The following is a 3783-nucleotide window of genomic DNA, read 5'->3' as shown; positions in this document are numbered from 1 at the left end:
CCTCTGGACTGGGCCGGAGCTCGTCCTCTTCGGGCACGATGCGCTGCGCGGCCTGCAGCAGCACCCGCATGCCTTCGGGCTGGATTCGGGCTGTGTCTACGGTGGCCGGCTCACCGCCTACGTGCTGCCCGAGGGGCGCTTTTACTCGGTGCCCGCCCGGCGCACCTATATGGACCTGAACGGGCCTCCCTGAGCCGGGTGCCTCTGGGCGGCACGCTCATACTCCAGCGGGCTCAAGTAGCCCCAGCCGAGTCGTACAACCGCCGTACATTACGGGATGCCACCGGAACTTCCGGTATTCATACGGACAGACGTAGAATGAATAGCAAGACCGAACGGCTTGAACTGCGGCTTGACCCCGAGATTCTGGATCGCATTGACGAGTGGCGCCGTGAGCAAACAAGTGTCCCAAATCGCTCGGTGGCAGTACGCCGACTGATTGAACTGGGCCTTGGCCACTCTGAAGATAGCCGACTCTTTCAGATGGCCCGCTTCAGCGTACTCGTCGCCGCTAAGACCAAGAGTAGTAAGACGGCACTATCTGATGCATATGTGTATGCTTGGGAGAACAGCGTCTACCCTGCGTTTCACGACTCCACGGAGTTTCACAAGCCCTTCGCCGATCAGTTCTGGACAACCAAGGACGAGGTCTCCAAGCTTGGGCAATACCTGGACGCTCGATGGCTGAAAAAGGACGTGCCGACTTTCTATGAACTAGAAGATAACTACGACGTGCGCTCTGGGCAGACAAACTGAGACCGCAGTAAGTTGATCGATGTATGCAGATACATGTATTTAAAAGGAATGTTTGGCGACTCATTCTGGCGCACAATATTGTCCAAGAGTCCTGCCGAGGCACAAACGATCACGTATGAGTTCAGCGTGGACGACGACATTTACATCGGTTGACACACTGATGCCGCCGTATCAACTCGTCCCGGCCGAGCTTCCGCTAAGGCCTATCTCGGCAGGCTCCATCTATGACAGGCTGTTCCCGGAAGAAAGGGCCCCTCACGAGACAAGGTGTGGGAGCATGGGACCGGCAGCGTTGGGCCCATGGTAGGGACTCCCTGCGTCATCGCTTGGCCGCTGAGGCTTCCCTAGCGTGGACGCCTCCTGGAGGTGAGGGATGCGCTGGAAGCAAGCAGGGGCGCTGTTGATGGCGGTGTTGACGGGCTGTGCGAGTACGCCCCGAGCGCTGTACTCGCAGGTGGACCCTTACGAGGCGGAGCTGGCCGCCATGCGCTACGAGTTGCATGTGCTCACCGCCAACAGTGGGCAAAGCGAACCGGTGGAGGTGAGCCGGGAGGACTTCCAGCGGGCCATGCGGACAATCGCGCGGACGGTGCGCACTGCCGAGCCGCCGATGGAGACGGGGCGCTTGCTGATGGAGGGAGGGCTGCAAGCCGGGCTGCTGGCGGAAGTGGAGCATGGGCGAGTGGTGCGGCTGATGCCGCTGGAGGAGAGCAGCCCGTTGGATGCGGGCTCGGCGGCAGAGCTGAAGCGCGAGTACCTGAAGCTGTGCCAGCGGGAGTACAACGGGGGAGATTGCCTGGGATTGCTGACGGACGGGCCCACGCTGACGCGGGAGGATCTGCGCACGCTGGGGCTGGCGCTGGCCTTCAAGGGCGTACTCAAGGAGACGGGCGTGGCGCTCAAGGGGATGGTGTCCCCTCAGGCGCTCGTGGCCATGATTGCGTGGACGTGCTGCTTCTACCTGCTCTTGTGGCTGTTGCCCGAGCCAACCTCGAAGCTGCTGGCGGCGGGATTGACCGTGGCGCTGCTGGCGTGGCTGCCGGTGCACACGCTGTGGAGCCTGATGGATGAGTGGGGACAACTGGTGCACGACGTGGATCGCGCCACGCGCTACGAGCAGATTGAGCAGGCCAGCGAGAAGTTCCGCCGGGCGATAGGAGAGAACACGGCGCGGGTGGTGCTGATGCTGGTGACGGCAGCGCTGTCGGGAGTGGGGCAGCTGGCCGAGAAGCTGCCGATGCTGCCCGGGTTCGAGCAGGCGGCGGAGTGGGCGGAGGCGCAAGGGCTGAGCCTGGGGCAGGTGGGCGAGGTGGAGGCGGTGGCGGCGGACGAAGAGGACACCTTCACCCTGATGGTGCGCCGCCCTGGAGGCGGAGCGGCGGCGGAAGCCGTGGAGGAGCAGGAGGGAGCCACCCTGATCATCCGCCACCAGGGAGGCAGTCGGCAGGTGGCGTTCAACGGTCAGCGCTGGCACGTGCCAGCGAACAGGTCCGTCCGGGACATACCGCCCAGGGATCCGGTGGGGGATACGCTCCAGGAGGCCGCCCCGCGTGTGGCCAGGCAGTGGAGCCGCAGCGAACTGACCGATGCTCAAACGGCAGCCATTGCTGAAGCCCTCAAGAAGGGCGAGTACATGAGAGCCAACCTCATGGAGCGCATGTTCCGGGGACAGTGGGTCGAGAGCGTGTTGAGAGACGAATTCCCAGCACTTCGCTGGAGCAAGACCGGCGTTGACGCAGTTGATCCTTCCACCGGGCTCAAGTACGAGGTGCTCTCAGGTACCATCAGTAACATGGAGTTGCACGGGCGACGGATGGCGGAGGAGTTTTTCCGGCTCATCACGTTCTGAGTGCCTAGAGTGAAAGAACCCAGAGGTGTCATGATTCAATTCAGCGACCGAGAGATCGTGAACGAGCACCTCGTTTTAGACAGCGCCACTGAAGTCTATTATCTGGGGCACAACCTGACGCTGAAGAATTGCACCCTCGTTATCAGAGTTTCCGCGCGAGATCTGGTGATCGCGCGGACTCGGCTCATCGACTGCACGATTGAGGTCAAGCGGGTGCTGAAGAACTTCCAGTGGCGTTCAGTCCACTTGAAAGGCTGCCGGTTCAAGGGCCGTTTTAGCGGCAATGATTTTGGGGAGCGTCCATCCTTTCCAGGGGAGGCAAGCATTGAGGACTGCGACTTCACGGAAGCGTCTTTGAATGGGACTCGGTTTCTCAGCTGTGACGTCCGCACGTTGCGCTTTCCCCGCTGGCCGTGCTTCACCCTTTTCGACCCGGTGCGCAGGTGGCGGGAACTGAGAGCCTATTCCTGGCCTGGGGACATCGGTCCCATCCGCATAGAGGGCTTCGCGCAGGCTCCCCCCTCAACCGTGGCCGTGACATATTCAGCGCCAGAACTCGCCGAGCAGTACGGCACCACCCCTGAAGCCATCCGGGCCATAGTGGAGAAATTGGACGGTGTCTTCTACTGATTCCGGATGATCACGTTCTGAGAGGCAATGGATTGCTCTCCAACAAAGGCTTGTCATTACAAGCCGAAGATTCGCGGATGCTTCAAGGGACATTCCCGGGTGGTAACGAACGGGCTCTCGGACTTTTTTGTGGTTCGCGCGGAGCCGGCCTACACCTCATCACCATAACGCAGCCGCGATGATCCATGAGCGTGAAGAGCAGATACTCGCTCTCCACGCCCTGGCAGTGCTTCTCTATCGCGGCCGTCCTCCTGCGCTTCTTGCCCGCGGCTCCTCCCTCCTCGAAGGCAGCCCCCGCCCGAACTCAATGATGCTCGTGCATGCCCGTCAGCTCGCGGAGCCGATCGAGGAGCTTCCACAAGTCGAACGGCTTCTGGAAGAAGTCGGCGCAGACGAGCGGCCCGTCGCGGGTGAGGATGGACTGAGACACGGCGCTCATCATCACCACGGGGATGTCCCGCCACCGGGCGTCCGCGTGCATCTCGCGCAGCAGCTCGCGCCCATCCATCACGGGCATCATCACGTCCACGAGCGCCACGTCCGGCTTT

Annotated in this window: 4 protein-coding genes and 1 pseudogene; 4 read left to right on the top strand and 1 reads right to left on the bottom strand. The window is 61.9% G+C overall.

Going from position 1 to position 3783, the window contains the following annotated elements; translation table 11 throughout:
* The 4 genes and pseudogenes from ACJ8AT_RS18570 to ACJ8AT_RS18555 form a co-directional block, all read left to right on the top strand.
* A pseudogene (locus ACJ8AT_RS18570) lies at positions 1-193 on the top strand (metallophosphatase); the annotation flags it as partial.
* Between the two features lie 125 nt (positions 194-318).
* Positions 319-756, top strand: coding sequence for a hypothetical protein (locus tag ACJ8AT_RS18565; protein WP_407739095.1), 438 nt, complete (start codon positions 319-321; stop codon positions 754-756).
* A 373-nt stretch (positions 757-1129) separates the two neighbouring features.
* Positions 1130-2605: a hypothetical protein gene (locus ACJ8AT_RS18560; protein ID WP_407739094.1), complete on the top strand. Its 1476-nt coding sequence runs from the start codon at positions 1130-1132 to the stop codon at positions 2603-2605.
* A 30-nt stretch (positions 2606-2635) separates the two neighbouring features.
* A complete protein-coding gene (locus ACJ8AT_RS18555) occupies positions 2636-3235 on the top strand; it encodes a hypothetical protein (protein ID WP_407739093.1) in 600 nt (199 codons plus the stop codon).
* 304 nt (positions 3236-3539) lie between these two features.
* Here ACJ8AT_RS18555 and ACJ8AT_RS18550 read toward each other — a convergent pair.
* Positions 3540-3783 (bottom strand): two-component system response regulator (locus ACJ8AT_RS18550; RefSeq protein WP_407735953.1); only part of this gene is annotated, 244 nt, incomplete at its 5' end.

It is taken from the genome of Hyalangium sp. (assembly GCF_045802625.1).
Lineage (GTDB): Bacteria > Myxococcota > Myxococcia > Myxococcales > Myxococcaceae > Hyalangium.
Note: the sequence above shows the minus strand (reverse complement) of the source record. Positions and strands in the feature narration are given on the sequence as shown.

Coding starts and splice junctions, on each gene's coding strand:
- ACJ8AT_RS18560 (WP_407739094.1), top strand. CDS start 1,130: ATGCGCTGGAAGCAAGCAGGGGCGCTGTTGATGGCGGTGTTGACGGGC.
- ACJ8AT_RS18555 (WP_407739093.1), top strand. CDS start 2,636: ATGATTCAATTCAGCGACCGAGAGATCGTGAACGAGCACCTCGTTTTA.
- ACJ8AT_RS18565 (WP_407739095.1), top strand. CDS start 319: ATGAATAGCAAGACCGAACGGCTTGAACTGCGGCTTGACCCCGAGATT.